This is a genomic window from Anabaenopsis tanganyikae CS-531 (genome assembly GCF_029891675.1).
GTDB lineage: Bacteria > Cyanobacteriota > Cyanobacteriia > Cyanobacteriales > Nostocaceae > Anabaenopsis > Anabaenopsis arnoldii.
This window is the reverse complement of the sequence record NZ_JANQDF010000062.1, coordinates 1-20,984: the sequence shown is the minus strand read 5'-3', so window position 1 is coordinate 20,984 and position 20,984 is coordinate 1. Positions and strand designations below refer to the sequence as shown.

Here is a 20,984-nt window from a genome sequence, read left to right as displayed (position 1 = left end):
TACAGGAGATATAGCAGTAATGTTCGGTCAAACCACACTTGGGGGCGGTAGCGTTTCTTCATCGGCCAGCCGAGTATTTCGTTATGAAGTTGTAGGCTTGCGCCAAAACGCAGAAACTGACAAGAATAAATTCGATATCCGTCGCAGTGGTAGTGTGTTTATCACAGTGCCATACAGTCGGATGAATGAAGAAATGCAACGGATTAACCGCCTAGGTGGCAAAATCATCAATATTTCCCCATTGAGCGCCATAGAAAACTAATATCCTGGCAATGAGAGAACCCACTGCGTCAGAATATTCAGCAGAAACCGCGCCTCAGTTGACACCAGAGTTAGCACTGGCTAACCTGCAATCATCAGATTTAAGTCTGCGCTATTACGCAGCTTGGTGGCTGGGTAAATTTCGCGTCCGCCACCCAGATGTGATCAATGCCTTGATTGCAGCCTTAGAGGATGAAGCTGACAGAACAGAAATGGGAGGTTATCCACTGCGGCGCAACGCAGCCAGAGCATTGGGGAAGTTAGGTGATAATACAGCTATACCAGGGTTAATTAAGTGCTTGGAATGCCCTGATTTTTATGTGCGGGAAGCAGCAGCCCAATCTTTGCAAAAACTGCGGGAGAAAACTGCAGCACCCGCACTCATGAAAATGCTAGCTGGAGGTGTAGCCGAGGCAGTGCAAGTACCCGGCCGCCCTCATCTCAACCAGCCCTATGAAGCGGTAATAGAAGCCTTGGGAGCTATTGGTGCAACTGAGGCTATTTCTTTGATTTCACCGTTTTTAGAGCATGAAGTCCCAGGAGTAAACTGTGCCGCAGCTAGAGCAATGTACCAACTAACACAAGACCCCATTTATGGGGAGAGGTTAGTAAAAATGTTGTCTAGTGAAGACCTGAAGTTGCGCCGCCTGGTCTTAGGAGATTTGGGCGCAATTGGCTACATAGGAGCAGCGGAGGCGATCGCCAGCACCAAGGCAGAAAATAGCTTTAAACTCATGGCCCTTAAAGGATTGCTAGAGCATCAACTCACCCCAGAGTCAGAAGCCCTATCCGTTTCTGACCATGCCATCCAGGTGATGAACTTAATGGATTCACTTTTGTGAACTAGCGCGACGTGACTGATGAACTAATCCGTGCCGTCGCCCTGGCAGATACACCAGAAAAAATGGTGGCGGCAGTAAAAAACTTGGCAGCAGTCCCAGATGTTGCTGCCATTCCCACATTAATCGCAGTATTTGGTTATAACAACCCCACAGCTGCAACAGTGGCCGTGGCTGCACTAACAGCTATGGGAGCAACAGCAGTACCACAACTGTTATCCCAGATTGACGATTATAACTACGGCGCACGGGCTTATTCTATTCGCACCTTAGCGGCGATCGGCGACCCCCGTGCATTAGACGTTTTAATCACAGCAGCAGCCACAGACTTTGCTCCCAGTGTTCGCCGGGCTGCGGCTCAGGGTCTGGGAAATTTACATTGGCATCAACTTAACTCCCCCCACCGGGAGACAGCATTAAAAAAAGCTTTAGAAACCTTGCTGTTGATTTCCCAAGACTCAGAATGGTCAATCCGTTACGCTGCGGTAGTCGGTCTACAGGCTTTGGCTCAAATCCCCGATTTGCAGCCCCCCATCCACACCAGACTCCAGCAGATGTTAACTACTGACGACGAAAAGGCAATTCGCGCTCGTGTGCAACTAGCCATTTCATAACTCATGCCTCCAATATCATAAAACAGGAAAAAAGTAAATATGTCAATACCACTGCTAAATTATGCGCTTACCACCCAGAATCAACGTGTAGAAGGGTACGAAGTACCCAACGAAGACACACCAACCATTTATCGCTTGTCAGATGCTACCTCAGATAAAGATATTGATGCCATTATTTGGGCAGCATATCGGCAAATCTTCAGCGAACACTTAATTATTGCCAGCAACCGCCAGAAGTTCCTGGAATCCCAACTGCGCAATCGCTCAATTAACGTCCGTGATTTTATCCGGGGTCTGGGTAAGTCCGAAGTCTACCGCACACAAGTAGCAGATATCAACACCAACTACCGCTTAGTTGACATCACCTTAAAGCGGTTTTTGGGACGGGCCGCTTACAACAAAGATGAAGAAATTGCTTGGTCAATTGTGATTGGTACTAAAGGTTTACACGGTTTCATCGATACCCTGTTAGACAGTGAAGAATATCTTCAGAACTTTGGTGATGATATTGTTCCTTACCAACGCCGTCGGTATAAAGACAGACCCTTTAACTTAGTTAATCCCCGCTACGGTTCCTACTGGCGCGATCGCATGATGTTAGAATCTTTGGGTGGTCGTTCCTTCTACACCGCCCGCACCACAGGGGTTGCTAGTAAACAGGAGATTCGTCGGGTGATTCCTGCCAATTTCATGGACATGGCCGGGAAAATGATCACTGGCGAACGTAACTATCAAAGAACAGTGGCTACCGTCACCTCCCAAATCAAAGATATCAAGATTCCCGACAACTCCCGCGAAGTCGGTACGCCTCAACCCACTGTCAAACCTGTAGCTGTTGCTCTACCTTATCGTTATATTCCCGGAAATCCCACGAATTAAGGCATGAGTTTGTCATGGCTCGATCCATAGGAGTATAAACCACCCATGGACAGAGATCACACACTTGATTTATGTGATCTCTGGGAAAATTGCAGTCCGTAGTTAGGACCCATACAATTGATCATTGAATATTAGCAACTGTAATGACAATTCCTTTATTACAATACAAACCTAGTTCCCAAAACCAGCGCGTTGCTGGTTACGAAGTCCCCAATGAGGATACTCCCAGGATTTACCGCAGCGAAGACTGCTCTGTTGATAGTGAGTTCCAAGAATTAATTTGGGCCGCTTATCGCCAGGTTTTTAGTGAGCATGAAATCCTCAAGTTTTATCGCCAAACTAACCTGGAATCTCAGGTCAAGAATAGAGCTATTACTGTGCGCGACTTGATCCGGGGTTTGGCTAAGTCCGAAGCCTTTCGGAATTTGGTAGTAGAGACTAACTCTAACTATCGTCTTGTGGAAATTGCCCTCAAACGCCTCTTAGGTCGTGCTTCCTACAACAAAGACGAAGAAATTGCTTGGTCAATCAAAATAGCTACCCTGGGTTGGGATGGTTTTGTCGATGCTTTAATCGACTCTCAAGAGTATCAAAGCAACTTTGGCGACAACATAGTTCCCTACCAACGCCGGCGCTACAAAGATAGACCTTTTAATTTAGTCACACCCCGCTACGGTAATTACTGGCGCGACAAATTGGAAGAAGCCCGCTATAAAGCAGGGGACATCAAGAACTTTATGGAATTAGCTAATTCCATTGAAATTAAGACACTCAAATTTACACCAGTTAACCTAGCTAGCATCCAAATTCCCGACATGACAAGGGATACCAAACCCCAAGGTATACCCATCTCCATCAATTCCAGCGCCAATTTCCCCCTGGGATAAATACCTGTTGATAGTAAATTGCTGCCCAATCAGCTGTATCTATCAACATAATGCGGGACAATAACATAGGGAATCAGGCCTCCTTGAATTTTCCCAGCTAGCTTTTTGTTTAATAATTAATCAGAGGAAGAACCCAGTATGTCTGTGCCATTACTTCAGTACAAACCCACCACCCAAAATAACCGAGTCAGCAGCTTTGGTGTAGCTGACCAGAATGAAGATACACCATATATCTACCGGATTGAAGATGTCAGTTCTTACACTGATATCCAGAGCATCATTTGGGCTGCTTATCGCCAAGTCTTCAGTGAACATGAAATTCTCAAGTTCAACCGCCAAAAAACTCTGGAATCTCAACTCAAAACCGGTGCTTTATCTGTGCGTGACTTCATCAGAGGTTTAGCTAAGTCTGAAGCATTCTATCGTTTAGTTGTCAGTGTCAACAACAACTACCGTTTAGTAGACATCACCCTGAAGCGTTTATTAGGCCGTGCTTCCTATAACAAAGATGAACAAATTGCTTGGTCAATTGTCATTGCTACCAAGGGTTTTGGCGGCTTTGTGGATGCTTTAGTAGATAGTGACGAATATACCCAAAACTTTGGCGATAATATCGTACCCTACCAGCGCAAACGCATGGAAGGTCGTCCCCACAACTTGGTCACACCTCGTTACGGCGAAGACTTCCAAGAAAAAGCCGGTACGGTTCAGACCGATTGGCGCTTCACCTTGGAGAAGTTCTATACCCGCAAATTCCAAGAAAAACGCCTGGCAGAAGGTGACCCCCGCAAATATGCTGATATGGCAGCAGCAGTTGGTGCTAAAGGCAACTATGCGCAAAAGCTTTCTGCATTTGATATTGATTATCTCAATGCGGTTCCCTACCGTAGTGGTAGTAGACGCTAAGATTAAATATCTAACTGTCTAAAACTCAAATTTTATACTGGGTCTGGTTTTTGGCTTCATGTGACGACGGGTTTACAGTTTTTCTGGGACTTTGGCGTTATGTTAAGTGGAAACTAGACCCAGTAGCTGTTGACTCCTCAAAACTCCCTTGCACTTTCGGCAGCTTGTCTCAAAGCCAAAAAAGCCTATATAACGTTCATCGTAGTAGCGCCCAGAGTAAGCATCTGGTGTGCCTATTTCAGTGTAAGGCTTGCGGATATCGACATCCGGACGGTGAATTGCTGCTAAAGAGCAGGCAAGTAACAAACGAACCACAGCACGATTACCTACATAGCGCGATACATAATCGATTTTTTCAGCGATGCTGGGGTCAGTTACAAGGGCTTGATTTGATGCTTCGGCTATTTGCAAGGCTACATCAAGGATAGCTGGTGGGGTGGTGGACATGGAGCTATTTCTTGAATAGTGAGGGTGGAAATTGGCAAGTCATAATTTACCCAAAGTATTTCTTGCCGTAACTCCTTGACGGAATGGCAATGCTTCAGGGGCGCTTTGATGCAGTTCCAATCATCATAAAGTTGCTGCATCAACGTACAATCATAGCCTGAAAGGGCAACCTTACCTTTAACTGAACGCAAAACCCCTGCCAATTGTCGATGTTCGTCATCGGTCATTTCATAAGCGTAAGCTTTGCTATCCCCACGGGAATCGTGAGGGTACGGAGGATCACAGTAAAATAAAGTTTCTGGACTATCGTACCGTTGAATAATATCAGTTGCTTGGTCGTTTTCAATTTGCACACGCAGCAACCGTTGCACAATTTCTGGTAGATGCTCAACACTACCGAGCCACCGAGAAACTGCACCAGCCATTCCAGCCCTGCTAGTGAGTTTACAATGTGCCCATCGTCCGACACTGGCGGTTTGTGCCAACCCTGTTCTTACTTGTCGCGCCCGGACAAAAAATCGTCTAGCCCTTTCTAAATCTGATACACCTTCGTGATCATTACTAATGGCAATGTGAAATTCTTCACGGGAAAATGGTGTTAACCCAATAGCCTGGATAAGTTCATCTTTTTGGTCACGTAACACCCGAAAGAAGTTAACTAGCTGCCCATCAATATCATTATAGGTTTCCACAGGTGCAGGCTCCCGGTTTAACAACACCGCTGCAGAACCCCCAAACGGTTCGCAATAGTGAGTCGTTTTGGGCAACAATGGCAAAAGCCAGTCTAAATGACTGTACTTACCACCATACCAACCAAATGCAATTTTTTTTGCCATCAGAGCCGACCTCTAATAGAGTGTTCCAAAAGTGGTGCTTATGCTAAATAATTTACAAATTCTATATGTAACTTAAATTATAGCGATCGCCTGAAACATTTGTGTATCTTGGTACTGATGTTTGATTGAGAGAATCAACCGATGGCTTTGATGTGAATTTTGGCTAATCACACTTATACGAATCCGGCATAATTGTGTCTTTGAGAATAGCACCCTTGAGGTGAGCATTTTGGAGTTTAGCACCCCTCAAATTAGCCCCTGTTAAATTAGCCCCTGCTAAATTAGCCCCTGTTAAATTAGCCCATGTCAAATTAGCACCGGTCAAATTAGCTTCACTGAGGTTGGCTCGTAATAGGTAAGCTCCACTCAGGTGAGTTTGGTGTAAATTAGATTTGTAAAAGTTAGCTTGATAAAGATAAGTTCCGTTTAATTGGGCGTTGTATAAATTAGCTTCACTTAAATCAGCAGCAATTAAATTCGCTGCAATGAAATTTGCAAAACTCAGGTTAGCTCTGATTAACTGCGCCTTACCTAAATCACCATCTCTAAAGTTAGCGTCTGTGAGGTCAGTTCCAATTAGGTTAGCCTCAGCAATGATCGACCCTTCCAGATTTGCACCACTCAAGTCAGCCCCAATCAGATGAGCATCACTTAAATCCGCTTGGGTAAGTGTAGCACCGCTCAAATTAGCTACGGTCAAGTTAGCCGCCATGAGATTAGCTTCTATCAGCTTGGCTTGGTGCAGGTTAGCGCCACTGAGGTCAGCATGACTCAGGTTGGCTCGCACCAGTAAAGCATGACTTAAATTGACTTTATTTAAGTTCACCCCTTGGAGGTGAGCGCCTCTGAGGTTGTTTCCTTGTAAGTTGGCGGCGCTAATATCTACTTTCACCAGGGGATTTTGCTGTTTCCATTCTATCCATGTCACTGCACCTGCTTTGAGTAAGGCCAGATGCTCTTGATTTGCCATTTTTGCTCCTTTACTCATTCACACTTTGGGGGTTGGGGCGACCGGGGACATTTTCAATCGCTGCTAATGCTCCGGCCGCACCTGCGAGGATATCCTGTTCCGCACCACCTAAATACAACCGTCCAAAACTTCCTACAGCTTGCACTTCCAGGATATTAATTCCGGCGGCTTTCTCGGCTTCATTAGCCGCTAGGGCGGCGTAAGCTGCGGGCTGAACTTCTAATACATATAGTGTTTGTCCTGCAAGCAGTAGCTGTCCTCGCCGTGTACGATTAATTAACTGGGTCTGGTAAGCATCGATGTTGCGGATAATCTGGTTAGAAACTACACGGGGTTTTAGACATTCCTCTTTTTTCACTCCTAGTGTTGCTAAAATCGCTTGACCCGCAGCGCGGGTTTCTCCTTGGGAGCTAGAATGAATTTCTAATAAACCATATAGTCGTTCAACTATCTGCACTCCTGGACGCACGGAGGCGGATTTGAGTGCTACATCGGTAATGCGATTAATTTCAATACCCGGAGAAATTTCAATCCACAGTGATGTATCCCCCGGTAATGGTAGAAAACCTTGGGCTACTGTTCCCATATAGGCTGCATGTTGAGGTTGCAGGCTGTCGAGAAATACAAAACTGCGTAATTCTATTCCCAAGGTGATGCTCTCCAGTCATGTGGATAAAAGTTATGTTTGGCAAATCAGTGTGATCCTAAACTACCATAACCCTAAGTACCCCTCAATCCCTACTCATTTATCCTTGCAATAGGAAAGAATCACATAACGGACTATTCCTAAACGACTAAGCCATTCAGCAACTGCTGTGGAATTTGCTGACTGTTGATTACCACTCTCAGACTGAAGTCGCTTCAGGAGGGGATAGGTTGGGAGGGTATTAGGGGTGATGTCTTCCTCTAATATGGGTGTAAAACCTGTACTTTGGGCAAGTTTTCTATAAGCATTGAGGGTGAAACTGCTGTCAACAGGTCCGTAGGTGTTACCAATGGAGGGACTGAGCAATTTACCGCCAATTTTCATGAAGGGATAGACAAATTGGAGAGGTACAAAATCACAGATGGCGAGTTTTCCCTCTGGTTTGAGAACTCGCCATGCTTCTTGGAAAAACCTTTGACGACTGGGAAAATGAAAGATACACTCAACAGCCAGAACTAGGTTAAAGGAGCTATCTGCAAAGGGTAGTTGACAAGCATCCCCTTCTATAAATTCTATCTGGTTATGATTTTGGGGGTGAACTTGTTCTTTAGCTCTAGCGAGTTGGCGGGGGTCAATATTTAAACCAACTAGCTGTAAATTCTCAAAGCGATCGCTTAGACTAGCAATTGTACCACCGAAGCCACAACCACAGTCAAGAATCTTTTGTCCATCTCCCGCGCCACCCGCATCACACACCCGGCGAGTTAAATTTTCTGCTGCTAATGCGAAGTCTTCTGCGGAACCATCGGCTGTGGGGGGATTCTCCCAATAACCCCAATGTACATGAAGACCAAATCCCGTAATTACTTCGGTATTTTTCTTTTCAAAGCCCTCAAATAACTGGTCAAAATATGGTAAGATAATTTTTGGCTGATTAGTCATTTACTTTCGTTAAAACTAATACCAATTTTTACCATGATTGCCTAGGCTGTGACAAGTGTTACAAATCTCAGTTTAATATAAGGATTAGTGTTATATTTTTGGTGAGCTAAGTCTGGTTAGTAGTAGCACTGACCAGGGGACTTTAATATCTGGGATGAAATTCGAGTATTTTCTGATTCCGGGTAAGGCTGCGGGTATAATAAACTTGAGGGAACGTAGGGATGCCGGGCGATCGCCTTGTTCGTCTACAATTCCATATTGTTGGGCTAGTTCTGCCACTATCTGCACTTTTCCTGTGCGCTGGATTATATTCGCATCAGCAGCCAAAGCCGCAATCACTCGCCCTGTTAATAAGGGAGTTTCCCAGTTATAACGGTCAACAAAGACTGAGTTTCTAGGGTCAGTCACATTTTCTGATCCTATCTCATCTGCTAAGGCGGAAATATGCTCAGTACCCACAATCCCCGGCCACAGGTCAACAGAGGCGACATTATCGGGTTTAAGTTCCACCGCCATATCAGCTACCAGGCGGTCACAGGCGGCTTTACCCACTCCGTAGGCGACACCGAAAATGGGGGACATACCCCCCCAAGAGGAAATAGTACAAATTAATCCCTGGCGACGTTGCACCATCATCCGAGCTGCAAAAATGCTGGCGACGTAGTGGCTACGCAGACCGACATTATTAATATTATCCCACAGTTCAGGTTCACACTCCCAGAAAGATTTTCCTTGAGTCTCTCGTAAAGACTGGACTCCTGAGAAGGCGTTATTAACCAGTAAATCTAGTTGTCCATGTTGCTCATCTTGGATGCGTTCAAACAGCGATCGCACTTGCTGATCATTGCTATGATCTACCTGGACGGGAATACATATACCTCCGGCTTCCTCAACTGCGGCTTGGGTATGATTCAGATTCCCGGAAATTCCCCCCACAGTATCAGAATTATCTAAACTGCGTCCGGTAATATACACAGTTGCCCCAGCTTCACCCAGTGCAATAGCAATTCCCTTACCAATTCCCCGGCTTGCACCTGTGACTAAAGTCACTTTTCCCTCAAGATTTTTCATGATTACAGATGTTATGGGTATCTGAGATTTTACCGTTTAGAAACAAACTGAATCATCTCACCTTCTAAAAAGAGGGATTAGGATCTACCATAGCAGAAAACAGGGCAGGAAAAAAGCTCTGATCCGGTGGTCACCAGTCCCGAAGTTGCCAACAAAGGAGTTATCAGTGGTATTACAAGCCCAAACCAGCACCTACGAAGCTAAAACTCAAGAAGTTGCTCGACAGCTTCTGGTCGCTACCCAAGAAAATCGCTCGTTTTTAGGTTCCCTACGCGATCAGATGCGCTGGGATGATCAGCTGCTAACCTGGGCAATGAGTAATCCCGGTTTACGGGTACAATTGTTTCGTTTTATCGACACATTACCCGCTTTACATAGTAAATCAGAAATTGCCGCACATTTGCAAGAATATTTGGGGGCAGAATCTGTAGAATTACCTTCAGCCCTCAAGGGGATGTTGAATTTTGCTCACCCTGATTCTATGCCGGGACAAGTTGCGGCGACAACTGTTTCTAAGGCTGTGGAAACTTTAGCCCATAAATATATTTCTGGGGAGAATATTAAACAGGTTATCAAAACAGTTGAACGACTGCGAAAAGAAAAAATGGCTTTCACCATTGATTTACTCGGTGAAGCGGTCATTACTGAAACTGAAGCCCAGTCTTATCTAGAACGCTATCTAGAATTGATGCAACAACTAATAGAAGCATCAAAGAATTGGGGGGTAATTCGGGCTATTGATGAAGCTGATGGCGATATTATACCACAAGTTCAGGTTTCTGTCAAGTTAACAGCGTTTTATTCCCAATTTGACCCTTTAGACCCTCAAGGAAGTGAGGAGAAAGTTAGCGATCGCATTCGGATTTTATTACGTCGGGCGCAAGATTTAGGGGCAGCTGTGCATTTTGACATGGAACAGTACGCCTACAAAGATTTAACTTTAAGTATTCTGCAAAAGTTACTTTTAGAAGATGAGTTTAGACAACGTACAGATATTGGTGTCACCATCCAAGCATATCTGCGTGACAGTCTAGAAGATGGGAAAAAGTTAATTTCTTGGTTACAACAGCGCGGTTATCCCCTGACAGTGCGTTTAGTTAAGGGTGCATATTGGGATCAGGAAACTATTAAATCAGAACAAAAACACTGGCCACAGCCAGTTTATAACGATAAAGCCGCCACAGATGCCAATTTTGAAGCCATTACTCAGCTATTATTAGAAAATCACCAATATGTCTATACTGCTATTGGTAGTCATAATGTGCGATCGCAAGCTCGCGCTATTGCCATAGCCGAAAGTTTAAATGTCCCCCGTCGTCACTTTGAAATGCAAGTGTTGTATGGGATGGGGGATAAGTTGGCTAAAGCCTTAGTTAATCAAGGTTATCGCGTGCGGGTTTACTGTCCCTATGGTGAGTTATTACCGGGGATGGCGTATTTAATTCGGCGGTTGTTGGAAAATACAGCTAATAGTTCCTTTTTGCGGCAAAATCTCGAGAATCGCCCCATTGAGGAGTTGTTAGCACCCCCAAATGTCGAGTCTGAGGCCAAAGCCCAAAGGCGCAAACAAGAAGGGGGGTTTCTGGGTGCTGCGGATAGGGATTTTGCACAGGAGGAGCACAGAAATATGTTTACTGCGGCTTTGGCTGGGGTGCGCGAACAGTTGGGTCGGGTTTATTTACCTTTGGTGAATGGGGAGTATGTGAATACTCAGGAGTTAATTGATTCGGTCAATCCTGCTAATTTTAGCGAGGTAGTAGGTCGGGTTGGTTTAATTAGTGTGGCACAAGCAGAAGAGGCGATGCAAGCTGCTAAGGCCGCGTTTCCAGGATGGAGGAAAACACCAGTACACGAACGCGCTAGGATTGTGAGGAAGGCGGCTGATTTGATGGAGTTACGTCGGTCTGAGCTTGCAGCTTGGATTGTTTTGGAGGTGGGTAAGGTTGTTAAGGAAGCAGATGCAGAGGTTTCCGAGGCTATAGATTTTTGTCTTTACTATGCTGAGGAGATGGAACGCCTAGATAAAGGTGTAAACTATGACGTAGCAGGTGAGACAAATCGTTATATATACCAACCTAGGGGAATTGCAGTGGTGATTTCTCCCTGGAATTTCCCTTTAGCGATCGCCTGTGGTATGACTGTTGCGGCGCTAGTTGCAGGTAATTGTACTCTGCTCAAACCGGCGGAAACCTCCTCTGTAATTACTGCGAAATTCACAGAAATCTTAGTAGAGGCGGGTATTCCTCAAGGTGTATTCCAATACTTACCAGGTAAAGGCTCCCAAGTAGGTGCTTACTTAGTAAATCATCCTGAGACTCATATCATTGCCTTTACTGGTTCTCAAGAGGTGGGTTGTCGCATTTATGCAGAAGCAGCTACCCTGAAACCAGGACAAAAGCACATGAAGCGAGTAATCGCAGAAATGGGGGGGAAGAATGCAATTATTGTGGACGAAAGCGCTGATTTAGATCAAGCTGTTGTGGGGGTAGTACAGTCAGCATTTGGTTACAGTGGACAAAAATGTTCTGCCTGTTCCCGGGTAATTGTACTCGAACCGATATATGATACTTTTGTCCAGAGGTTAGTAGCAGCGACAAAATCCCTGAATATTGGAGCAACAGAGTTACCTAGTACCCAAGTTGGACCGGTAATAGATGCTCAAGCACGCGATCGCATTTTGGCATATATTGCCACAGGTAAGACACAAGCCCAAGTCGCCTTGGAAATGACCGCACCTACACAGGGGTATTATATCGGTCCAGTCATTTTTAGTGAAGTACCACCCGATGCCACTATCGCCCAACAAGAGATATTTGGTCCAGTCCTGGCGGTAATCAGGGTCAAAGATTTTACCCAAGCTTTGGCAGTAGCTAACAGTACCAACTACGCCCTCACAGGGGGACTATATTCTAGAACACCCTCCCACATTCAACAAGCACAGACAGACCTGGAAGTAGGAAATGTCTATATTAACCGTAATATTACAGGTGCAATAGTTGCCAGACAACCCTTTGGGGGTTTCAAACTTTCGGGGGTAGGTTCCAAAGCTGGAGGGCCTGATTATCTGCTGCAATTCTTAGAACCGCGGACAGTGACGGAAAACATTCAACGCCAAGGGTTTGCACCCATCCCCGGCGCTGAATAAAAAAATCAAAAATTATCTTTGTTGAAGGGAACAGGGAACACACCCAACACACCGAAACAATCAAATCCAGTCACCTTTCCCTTATAAAGGGAAAGGTGAGGGTGGGGTAAAATAATATTCGATACACTAATCATGACTTGACAAACATCTTCTTAGAACTTCAAACCCGAACCCGCAACAGCCAAAATACCCCAACCAATAATGAAAGCCACACCACCCAGGGGAGTGATTGCGCCTAGGTATTTCAAACCAGTGACACTGAGGGCGTACAAGCTCCCAGAAAAAATGCCAACACCAATGATAAATAACCACCCACTAGCTACTAACATGGGTTGAGGTGATGCTGTACGACTAATTAGTAAGGCTATTAACAAAAGTGCCAAAGCGTGGTACATTTGATAACGAGCGGCTGTATCGAAAATTTCCAGCGATCGCTCACTGATTTTACCTCGCAAAGCATGAGCAGCGAAAGCACCTGCGGCTACGGATAAACCGCCTAAAACAGCAGCTAGGCTGACAAAAACTTGTGCCATTGCTAATGATGATTGATTCTAGATCTCAAAATGATATGATACCCCCCCTGTTTCACTGACCTGAAAATCCCCATTGAATTCTTTAGCTTTGATATCTAAGTACTCTCTAGCTGTAGCTGCTGGTAGTTGACAATTCATCGCCAAGCCTAAAACAGTGACGCGCCCGTTATTTTCTTGTAGCATTTGATAAAAAGTGGATTGCAGGCGATCGCTTAGTTGCTTCTGCAGTGCTTTTTGCTCATTTTTGCTCTGACGATATAACCCCAAGCTTAACCAACCACCTAACACCATTGTGGGTATACCAAAGATCATCCCATTTCTGGCGGTATTATCCAGGTAATAAACAGCAGGTTGATTAATAAACTCCTTTGCCACAGCCTGATTATATCCTGTGGAAATAGGCTTAAGGACAGATTTTTTCTCAAGTGTCGCTGAAACTGATAGTGTCAAAAACATGAATCCCAGTGTCAATAACCAACCCGCAGCCAGTTTTTCAGCAGTTTTCATAGTGTCACATCAGATTTTAAACTTTGCTTGCGATTCTAGCTTGAGTTGTCAAAAGCTTCCAGGGTGTTCAAGTCGGGTGGGTGAGGCCAGGTTCACCCACCATAATCCTGAAAACAGCAGTTCAGGTAAAATCTGTCTATTTTATTTCCGGGTTGCTTCTAGCAGACGGGAGTAATAAAAACGAGTTTTAGTCATAGCTTGGCGTTTGATTGCAAAGCCGTTATTTTCCAGGATTTTCACCACATCAGTCTCACGGTGGAGATAAGCGCGAGTTGCTTTACTCGGTCCAGGAAAGAAACTACCAATTTTCTTGAGTATACTTAAAGCACAGGTTTTCGGCGCAAAACTGATAATTATTCTTGACTGTGCTAAAGAACAAAGATGAGAAATCATTTCATCGGCTTTTTCTTGGGGGTAGTGAATCAAAACATCCAAGCAAATCACAGTGTGGTAACTACCACTCAATGATTCTAAATCCTGAACAGCGAAAGTAGTATTTTCGGCATTTTCCAAAGTGGCCAAGGCTCTATCCTTAGCTTCCGTGACCATTTTCTCAGAAATATCGCTGGCGTATATCTTAGCACCATTTGCCGCCAAGGGGATGCTGAGACTACCTACCCCACAACCAGCATCGCAGATTGATAACTCTGATAAATTCCCATCATCTTTGAGCCACCCAATAACTGTATCTACGGTTTGCTGGTGTCCATTGCGGATATCTAACTGGACTTTATTAACTTCCCCATCCCCGTAAATGCGTCGCCACCGGTCAAAGCCTGTAGAATTAAAATACTCACGAACAATGGTTTTATCGTCAGCTACGTTCATAAAGTTAAATCTTTAAGTGTTCCCAATCCTTAAAATTATCATTAATACCAAGGCCTCGAATACTCTACAAGATTTTTTTTAGAAGTTCTTTTCCTCATGTACGACAAACCAACTATAGATAATAGCCGATTTCTCTGGTTGTTTGGAGATTCAAGAGATAAAATTCTATTTTTTCTTCATCTCCAGCAAAAGCCTGCTGATTACAGCCAGGAGTAGGTTAGATGTTTTTCATTGACACTTCTCTATTTCTCAATCATCTGACTAAACCCCCATTCTCTTGTTTTTTCTGCTTTTTTAGATTAAGATATAATCATACAATATAATTGCAGCCATCACTACATTCAAAAACATATTTTTTCATGAGATTTTTAAATATCTGTATACAGTATACATAATTGATTTACTCATTTAGCTTTATTGATTAGCAATGACATCAAATTTTATAACTGACAGTCCTATTATTCAATTTACAATTCTGCTGACAGTAATTTTTACAGTTCCGCCTATATTTGAGCGACTGCGAATACCTGGACTAGTAGGGTTGCTGGTAGCAGGTGTATTGTTAGGACAAAATGGGCTAAAATTTTTAGATTCCGATTCAGAAACCGTTAACTTACTCTCGGATATCGGCAAAGTTTACTTAATGTTTGTCGCAGGTTTGGAAATTGATTTAGAACAATTTCGCAGAACTAAAAATCGCTCAATTGTCTTTGGAATATTAACATTTTTAGTACCCTTAATTTCTGGTATCTTAGTCGGGAGATTTTTTAACTTTAGTTGGAATGCTTCTGTACTGATTGGTTCTTTACTCGCCTCCCATACCCTCTTGGCTTATCCCATTGTTAGCCGTCTAGGAGTGGTGATGAATGAAGCAGTCACAGTCACAGTAGGGGCGACAATTTTCACTGACACAGCTGCTTTATTAGTATTAGCAATTTGTGTAGGAATTCATGGGGGAGAATTTTCTACCCTGAGTTTAATAACCCTATTAGGTGGACTAGCAATTTACTCTGTGATTGTCCTGTTTGGTTTTGATTGGGCTGGTAAAGAATTTTTTCGCCGTTCGGGAGATGAACAAAGTAATCAATTTCTCTTCATATTATTAGCTTTATTTCTCGCATCTGTAGGAGCGCAGATTGTGGGAGTTGAAAAAATTGTGGGTGCATTTTTAGCAGGTTTAGCAGTCAATGATGTTGTAGGACGTAGTCCAGTTAAAGAAAAAATTGAGTTTATTGGTAGCGTCCTATTTATCCCTTGTTTTTTTGTAGACATGGGACTGTTAATTAATATTCCCGCCTTTATCAAAACTCTCGGTTCTATTTGGTTAACATTAGTAATTGTCACAGCTTTAATTTTCAGCAAATTTATAGCGGCATTTTTGACCAAATTAATCTACCGCTACAGTAATGTAGAAATGCTGACAATGTGGTCATTGTCATTACCACAAGTAGCCGCCACCTTAGCAGCATCCTTGGTTGCTTATCAAGCCTTAAACCCTGCTGGTGAAAGGCTCATTAGTGAAGGTGTCTTAAATAGTATAATTGTCCTCATGGTAGTTACTTCAATTGTGGCACCATTGATTACCGCTCGATTTGCAGCTTTATTACAAGTACCGCAAACCGACTTTGAAACAGAAAGTTTAGCAACTTGGTGGGAACATCATGACGCACAACCCCTAGAACCAACTCAGCATCCATTCACTGTCGTAGTACCAATACATAACTCCCGCAACCAACGCTACTTAATTGAAATGGCGGCTTTAATAGCTCAACATCAGTCTGGAAAAATTTTACCATTAGCTATTAATAAAGCCCATGTTCACATGGATGACCCCCAATTAGGAATATCACTAGAGCAAAGTCAGCAAAGGTTGAAACTAGCTGAGGAAATTAGCGCCGAGTTTAATGTTCAGGTTTCTACAGCAGTTCGCATTGATGATGATATAGCTTTAGCAATTAGTCGCACCAGTCGAGAACAAAATGCTAATTTAGTCGTGATGGGTTGGTCTCGCACCACAGGTTTACGTGCCAGATTATTTGGTAATGTGATTGATAGTGTTTTCTGGTCTTCTCACTGTCCAGTCGCGGTAGCTCGTCTGGTAAAAAGTCCGAAAACAATTGAGAGAATTATTGTCCCCATTGGCGACTTAAGACCTCAAACTATCAGCGCTTGGAAGTTTGCAGAAATGTTGGCTGATGTGAATCAGTCGGAGGTTGTACTATTACACGTCTCTAACAGCAAAACCCCTACTAATTTAGTAGAAGAATTTACAACTCAATTAACTGAAATTGTCTCTAAAAGTCACTTAAAGGTAAATACACATATCCGAACTATTGTAGATGATGATGTTGCTCAAACTATAGTTAGGGAAGCCCAAGGATTTGATTTAGCGGTGTTACGTTCCGTACGTTATCGTACCACAGGGGGATTAGCTGTTAGTCAAGTCACAACTCAGGTAATTGAAGAGTTAACCGGTTCTATTGTGTTATTGGGTGAAGCTCATCTTTGATTTCGGCTCTGTCAACAATTCATAATCTTTCCCAAGTTAGTTGTTTGGTAATTTCATCCCAACGCCAACGTAACAAACCAGTTTTGGGGTGGGAAATTATTCCTGGTAAATTCATAGCTTGTCTGGGTGCATTAGTAGCTAGGGCGATCGCACCTCCCACATCACAAATCCCCCACTTGACCAGGTTTTGCACTCCCACCAACAAGGGTAAAGTTGTCCCGGATAAGGTCCCATCTGCTAACCTTGCTGTACCGTTTTTCACTTCTATTTCCCTACTGTCCCAAGGATACACCCCATCGGGTAACCCCAGGGGTGCGAGCGCATCACTGACTAAAAATAGTTTTTGCTGGTTGGCGCGCAGGAGAATATCTAACATCATGGGTGTAATGTGTTCACCATCAGCAATAAAACCACACATGACATGAGGATGGGTAATTGCAGCACCTAGTAACCCCGGTTCCCGGTGGTGTAATGGGGGCATAGCGTTAAAAGCATGGGTTACCATGGTCGCCCCTTGGTTAAACGCCGCCTCTGCTTGGGCTGCTGTCGCCAGGGAATGCCCTAAACTGACAATTATCCCCAAAGAACGCAAATAGGGTATTACTTGCCCTGTACTGTCTAATTCTGGGGCTAAGGTGATCACTTTGACAATCTGGGCATAATCCCCCAAAACTCTTTTGACTTGCTCAATTGTCAGAGGTAGTAAATATTCTTGTGGGTGTGCGCCGCGCTTGTGGTAGTTTAAAAATGGACCCTCTAAATGTACTCCTAGAATCTTCGCACCTACCCTTTGAGTGGTGCTAAAATCGGCAATTATCCCCAGCGATCGCTGTATATTATCTATTGAGGTGGTAACTAAGGTTGGTAAATATCCATCTATGCCCATATCCTCTAAAAAAATGGATATCTTGGGCAATATATGGGAATTATCCCCGGTTAACTCCGGAAATGCTAAACCTAAAGCACCATTAATCTGTAAATCAACACCACCTAAAGAAATCCAATCACCACCGACATCTAGTGAAAACCCACAACTAGAAAATCCTGGAATCATAGGGGTAATTTCCTCAACTACCCCTTGATGGTTAATACAGATGCGCTGTAAACCTTCATAACCAGGGACTCGCGCATTAATTATATTCTCTACCTCTGGTGGTAAAAATTTATCTGTGTTCATAATAAGTAAGAGGGGGAAGAGGGAACAGGGAACGGGGAACAGGGAACGGGGAACAGGGAACGGGGAACAGAGAAAGTGGGGTAAAACAAGATTTGATACACTAATGATAACTTTTACAACATCCTCTCACAGCAATTAATATATGGCTCCTATTATTGGTATTATCATGGGTAGCGATTCCGACTTACCCACTATGAAAGATGCGATCGCAGTTTGTGCCGAATTTGGTATAGAAACTGAAGTGGCGATCGTTTCTGCCCATCGCACCCCAGAACGCATGGTTGAATATGCCCAAACCGCTCACCATAGAGGTATTAAAGTAATTATTGCTGGTGCTGGGGGTGCAGCCCATCTTCCCGGTATGGTAGCATCTTTAACACCATTGCCAGTAATTGGGGTTCCGGTAGCTACCCGTAACTTACAAGGAATTGATTCCTTATATTCTATCGTACAAATGCCCGCCGGTATCCCAGTCGCCACAGTAGCCATAGGGAACGCCAAAAACGCCGGACTGTTAGCGGTGCAAATTCTCGCTACCCACCAACCAGAATTACTTGCTCAGGTTCAAGAGTATCGCCAGAGTCTAGCTGCATCAGTCATGGACAAGCAAGCCAAACTAGAACAGTTGGGTTATCAGCAATATTTAGAACAATCAAGTTAATCTTTAGGTATAATTATAACAGGGTAACAATCATACCCACCAAAGTATAAAGTAGTGGGGTAAAGTATCAATCAAACAACTCAAACCCCCAAAGTGAGGAGTTACATGGTAGGTGATCAGTTATGGTTTTTCAGATCCCTGGGTCTGAGTTTAGGAAGTCTAGCATTTTTAGCTACCGCTAGTCATGCTGGGTTACCTGATATCCCCCCCACGGTCACAGCAACGTCTGAGTTAGGGGTAATTGCTTCAGAACTCACACAGGAGTCTGCACAGATGCTCTTAGTAGACAGTATCGGGACTAAGCAGATAACTCCCGAAAGGTCTGCTGACCAACTACGCCAGGAGTTGAGAGTTACCCCTATTTTTGATGTGATTCAGCGCCGGGTCTATTCCCCTTCCGCCTCAGCTGGAATCCCCACAGCTTTTGGCGCTAATTGGGGGGATATGTTTATCAGTCTTGCTGGGTCAACCTCTGATAACGTCAGACCAGAGGTTGACGGCGGTACATCCCTTGGTTTTGGCCTGGGTAACTCCAGAGAGTCCCTAGGCTTAGAGGTGATTTACAATAACCTGAGTATTAGAAGCTTCGCCCAAAATGGTTCAGTTGATGCCAAAGTACATCGCTCCTTAGTTTCTAACAGTACCACCCAAATAGCAGCAGCTGTGGGATGGAATAACTTTACTAACTATGGTGACGACGCGGGGGGAACATTTCCCTCTAGTGTTTATGGTGTAGTTAGTGCGTATCACCTTTTAACACCCCAAAGCCCTAATAATTCTTTACCTGTCACCCTGTCTTTGGGTCTAGGCGGCGCTCCCTTCTTTTCTAACTCTAATTCCGGCGTTGGGGTAATTGCGGGGGCGGGTATCCAGGTACATCCCCAAGTAGCCGTAAGTTCCGCCTGGAGCGGTCGCGGGTTGAATTTGGGAGCCTCCTTTATTCCTGTGCAGACCGTACCATTGAGTGTGGCGGTGATCTATGGGGATGCTCTAAGTAATACTGAATCTGGCTCACTTCTGGCTGTTGGTATTGGTTACAGTTTTAATTTTTTACAGAGATAGCACTAAACTCATACGTAGATATGCGAGTGTAACTGTAAGTTACACTCGCACGGATATCTATCTGCTAATTATGTTGACCTAGTTAGCAGGTCTGCCATCTCAAAACAGGTAGGCGTAGACCTGCTGTGACAGGTTGCGAGTTTATACCACGCTTAGTCCTCGAACCTGAGCAATCATGTCATCAAAGTCGTTATCACCGCCGCCGGCTATATCTTCAAAGCCGAAGACATTGTTACCCAACAACTGTATCTGGCTGCTGTTTGACACGTTAGTATCTACACCGGTGACAAATAGGTTACTAAAATCATTACTCACTGAGTTGAGGTCACCATTCGCTACTAGGAATGGTAGCAGCACATAGTCTGACAAGTCAAGACTAGAGCTAACTTCAAAGGTACTGCTTAAATTTGTGCTTTGGTTATTGCCAACCCTACCACTCAATAATGCATTGTCACGCACAGCACTTAGATAGGCATTGCGATCGCCCAGTTCAGCGATACTGTCACCAGTTAGTTTATCAACCACAGCCCCTGTAGTTTTGTCCGCCAAGTAGAAGCCCACTAGATTGTCAAAAGCAGCTTCCCGGTACAGGGTAGCATCCACCTTAACAGTGACTGTATCCCCGGTCACAGTCGAAGTGTCCAGGTTGTTGAGGCTAATCGCTTCTAGTTCCTCACCGTTCGCGGACTCAATCTTCTGAGTAAAGATTTTTACAGTCTCTGTATCTCCTGGTCTGCCCAGAACCGATGCAGCAATGTTAAAGCCACCACCACTCAGGGTCAAACCATTAGCTGTAACCTCACCAATCGTTAAGGGGGTAATAGTACCAGTTCCCAGCTGGCGCAATTGGAACGTCGTCACATTACCATCCGCGGAGGAGATATTGATCAGTCCTGACTGGAGATCGTTAAGGATAGAACCAATACCATCAGGTAGGCCAGAGGCATCACCCAGAGTGGTGAGAATACTTTGAGTTCTACCGTCCGCAAACACAACCTCCAGTACCTGAGATGAGGGGCTTGCACCGGTGACAGAGAATCTAAAGACAGTATCAAAGGGTTGCTGTAGAGGTGTTCCGGTGTTCGGGTCGATGATAGTTACAGTACCTGGTTGTCCGGGAGTACCTGGTTGTCCGGGAGTACCTGGTTGTCCGGGAGTACCTGGTTGTCCTGCAGGACCTTGAGGACCTTGGGGACCTTGTGGACCTTGTGCGCCTGGTTGTCCGTCTGGCCCTTGGGGACCTTGAGGACCTTGTGGCCCTTGT

Annotated in this window: 21 protein-coding genes; 10 read left to right on the top strand and 11 right to left on the bottom strand. The window is 44.4% G+C overall.

From position 1 onward, the window contains the following. The first annotated feature begins 19 nt into the window (after nt 1-19). The 6 genes from NWP22_RS06670 (at nt 20) to NWP22_RS06645 (ending at nt 4,386) form a co-directional block, all read left to right on the top strand. On the top strand, nt 20-262 hold the full coding sequence (locus tag NWP22_RS06670; RefSeq protein ID WP_271733775.1) for a rod-capping linker protein CpcD: 243 nt from the start codon (nt 20-22) through the stop codon (nt 260-262). Nucleotides 263-272: 10 nt separating this feature from the next. Further along, entirely contained in the window at nt 273-1,103 is an 831-nt protein-coding gene (locus tag NWP22_RS06665) for a C-phycocyanin alpha-cysteine-84 phycocyanobilin lyase subunit CpcE (protein ID WP_271733776.1), read from the top strand. A gap of 11 nt (nt 1,104-1,114) precedes the next feature. Beyond that, nucleotides 1,115-1,714 (top strand): C-phycocyanin alpha-cysteine-84 phycocyanobilin lyase subunit CpcF, encoded by a 600-nt coding sequence (locus tag NWP22_RS06660; RefSeq protein WP_271733777.1) that lies wholly within the window; start codon nt 1,115-1,117, stop codon nt 1,712-1,714. A 39-nt stretch (nt 1,715-1,753) separates the two neighbouring features. Further along, nucleotides 1,754-2,593, top strand: a complete 840-nt coding sequence (locus NWP22_RS06655) for a phycobilisome rod-core linker protein CpcG1 (RefSeq protein WP_271733778.1) — start codon at nt 1,754-1,756, stop codon at nt 2,591-2,593. Between the two features lie 143 nt (nt 2,594-2,736). Continuing rightward, nucleotides 2,737-3,480 carry a phycobilisome rod-core linker protein CpcG2 gene (locus tag NWP22_RS06650; protein ID WP_271733779.1) on the top strand — a complete coding sequence of 248 codons (744 nt, stop codon included), beginning with the start codon at nt 2,737-2,739 and terminating at the stop codon, nt 3,478-3,480. 138 nt (nt 3,481-3,618) lie between these two features. Then, nucleotides 3,619-4,386 carry a phycobilisome rod-core linker protein CpcG4 gene (locus tag NWP22_RS06645; RefSeq protein ID WP_271733780.1) on the top strand — a complete coding sequence of 256 codons (768 nt, stop codon included), beginning with the start codon at nt 3,619-3,621 and terminating at the stop codon, nt 4,384-4,386. Between the two features lie 102 nt (nt 4,387-4,488). Here the strand turns inward: NWP22_RS06645 and NWP22_RS06640 are convergent, their stop codons facing one another. From NWP22_RS06640 to NWP22_RS06615, 6 genes are all read right to left on the bottom strand, one after another. After that, nucleotides 4,489-4,833, bottom strand: a complete 345-nt coding sequence (locus NWP22_RS06640) for a hypothetical protein (RefSeq protein WP_271733781.1) — start codon at nt 4,831-4,833, stop codon at nt 4,489-4,491. Further along, on the bottom strand, nt 4,800-5,669 hold the full coding sequence (locus NWP22_RS06635) for a DNA adenine methylase (protein ID WP_271733782.1): 870 nt from the start codon (nt 5,667-5,669) through the stop codon (nt 4,800-4,802). The genes NWP22_RS06640 and NWP22_RS06635 overlap by 34 nt, the downstream gene beginning before the upstream one ends. A 163-nt stretch (nt 5,670-5,832) precedes the next feature. After that, nucleotides 5,833-6,639 carry a pentapeptide repeat-containing protein gene (locus tag NWP22_RS06630; protein ID WP_271733783.1) on the bottom strand — a complete coding sequence of 269 codons (807 nt, stop codon included), beginning with the start codon at nt 6,637-6,639 and terminating at the stop codon, nt 5,833-5,835. A 10-nt stretch (nt 6,640-6,649) separates the two neighbouring features. Beyond that, on the bottom strand, nt 6,650-7,288 hold the full coding sequence (gene ccmP / locus NWP22_RS06625) for a beta-carboxysome protein CcmP (RefSeq protein ID WP_200988262.1): 639 nt from the start codon (nt 7,286-7,288) through the stop codon (nt 6,650-6,652). 93 nt (nt 7,289-7,381) lie between these two features. Then, on the bottom strand, nt 7,382-8,227 hold the full coding sequence (locus NWP22_RS06620) for a class I SAM-dependent methyltransferase (protein WP_271733784.1): 846 nt from the start codon (nt 8,225-8,227) through the stop codon (nt 7,382-7,384). 90 nt (nt 8,228-8,317) lie between these two features. After that, entirely contained in the window at nt 8,318-9,298 is a 981-nt protein-coding gene (locus NWP22_RS06615; RefSeq protein WP_271733785.1) for an SDR family NAD(P)-dependent oxidoreductase, read from the bottom strand. Between the two features lie 166 nt (nt 9,299-9,464). Here NWP22_RS06615 and pruA point away from each other — a divergent pair, with 166 nt between their 5' ends. Further along, nucleotides 9,465-12,443: an L-glutamate gamma-semialdehyde dehydrogenase gene (pruA, locus tag NWP22_RS06610; RefSeq protein WP_280801652.1), complete on the top strand. Its 2,979-nt coding sequence runs from the start codon at nt 9,465-9,467 to the stop codon at nt 12,441-12,443. Between the two features lie 152 nt (nt 12,444-12,595). Here the strand turns inward: pruA and NWP22_RS06605 are convergent, their stop codons facing one another. The 3 genes from NWP22_RS06605 to bchM form a co-directional block, all read right to left on the bottom strand. Then, nucleotides 12,596-12,976, bottom strand: coding sequence for a DUF423 domain-containing protein (locus tag NWP22_RS06605; protein WP_271733787.1), 381 nt, complete (start codon nt 12,974-12,976; stop codon nt 12,596-12,598). 18 nt (nt 12,977-12,994) lie between these two features. Further along, nucleotides 12,995-13,483, bottom strand: coding sequence for a hypothetical protein (locus tag NWP22_RS06600; protein ID WP_271733788.1), 489 nt, complete (start codon nt 13,481-13,483; stop codon nt 12,995-12,997). A 141-nt stretch (nt 13,484-13,624) separates the two neighbouring features. Beyond that, a complete protein-coding gene (gene bchM, locus NWP22_RS06595) occupies nt 13,625-14,311 on the bottom strand; it encodes a magnesium protoporphyrin IX methyltransferase (RefSeq protein WP_271733789.1) in 687 nt (228 codons plus the stop codon). Between the two features lie 427 nt (nt 14,312-14,738). On the opposite strand from bchM, the gene NWP22_RS06590 reads away from it, so the two are divergent. After that, nucleotides 14,739-16,820: a cation:proton antiporter domain-containing protein gene (locus NWP22_RS06590; RefSeq protein WP_280801651.1), complete on the top strand. Its 2,082-nt coding sequence runs from the start codon at nt 14,739-14,741 to the stop codon at nt 16,818-16,820. A gap of 19 nt (nt 16,821-16,839) precedes the next feature. On the opposite strand, the gene nagA is transcribed toward NWP22_RS06590, so the two are convergent. Next, entirely contained in the window at nt 16,840-17,997 is a 1,158-nt protein-coding gene (gene nagA / locus NWP22_RS06585; protein WP_280801650.1) for an N-acetylglucosamine-6-phosphate deacetylase, read from the bottom strand. A gap of 142 nt (nt 17,998-18,139) precedes the next feature. On the opposite strand from nagA, the gene purE reads away from it, so the two are divergent. Both purE and NWP22_RS06575 read left to right on the top strand, forming a co-directional pair. After that, complete coding sequence (purE, locus tag NWP22_RS06580; protein WP_271733792.1) at nt 18,140-18,658, top strand: 5-(carboxyamino)imidazole ribonucleotide mutase; 519 nt, start codon at nt 18,140-18,142, stop codon at nt 18,656-18,658. A 105-nt stretch (nt 18,659-18,763) separates the two neighbouring features. Further along, nucleotides 18,764-19,720, top strand: coding sequence for a hypothetical protein (locus tag NWP22_RS06575; protein ID WP_271733793.1), 957 nt, complete (start codon nt 18,764-18,766; stop codon nt 19,718-19,720). 141 nt (nt 19,721-19,861) lie between these two features. Here the strand turns inward: NWP22_RS06575 and NWP22_RS06570 are convergent. Then, nucleotides 19,862-20,984, bottom strand: a 1,123-nt coding sequence (locus tag NWP22_RS06570) for a DUF4114 domain-containing protein (RefSeq protein ID WP_280801649.1), incomplete at its 5' end; no start/stop codon positions are given.